The 612-nt window shown below is 65.8% G+C and carries 1 protein-coding gene and 1 pseudogene; both read left to right on the forward strand.

The features are described from left to right. A pseudogene (locus H7I41_RS07345) lies at positions 1–350 on the forward strand (cobaltochelatase subunit CobN); the annotation flags it as partial. Positions 351–381: 31 nt separating this feature from the next. Beyond that, a partial coding sequence (locus H7I41_RS07350) for a PPOX class F420-dependent oxidoreductase (RefSeq protein WP_264011924.1) occupies positions 382–612 on the forward strand: 231 nt, incomplete at its 3' end.

Consider the following 612-nt stretch of genomic DNA (forward strand, 5'->3'; position numbering starts at 1 on the left):
CGGCTACAAGGGGGCTTTCGAGATGGCCGCCACGGTCGACTATCTGTTCGGCTAAGACGCCCGGCTACAAGGGGGCTTTCGAGATGGCCGCCACGGTCGACTATCTGTTCGGCTAAGACGCCACCGCCCATGTGATGGCGGACTGGATGTACGAGCAGCTCAGCCAGAGCTACGTGCTCGACGACGAGAACCGTAAGTTCATGAACCAATCCAACCCGTGGGCGCTGCACGGGATGGCCGAGCGGCTGCTGGAAGCGGCCGGCCGCGGGATGTGGGCGGCCCCGGAGCCGGCCACCCTCGACGGTCTCAAACAGGTGCTGCTGGAGACCGAGGGTGAGCTCGAAGGCTGAGCACTCCCGCGGCCGACATAGGATTCACAGCATGGCTCTCACCTTCTCCGATGTCGCCAAGGCCGACTACATCCTGCTGACCACGTTCACCAAGGACGGCAGGCCCAAGCCGACCGCCATCTGGGCCGTCCCCGAGGGTGACCGGCTGCTGGCCATCACCCAGGCGAAGTCCTGGAAGGTCAAGCGAATTCGCAACACCCCCCGGGTGACGCTGGCCGTGTGCGACCGCGCCGGCAACCCCAAGAGCGAGCCGGTGGAGGCC

This window comes from [Mycobacterium] manitobense, from assembly GCF_025821665.1.
GTDB lineage: Bacteria > Actinomycetota > Actinomycetes > Mycobacteriales > Mycobacteriaceae > Mycobacterium > Mycobacterium arseniciresistens.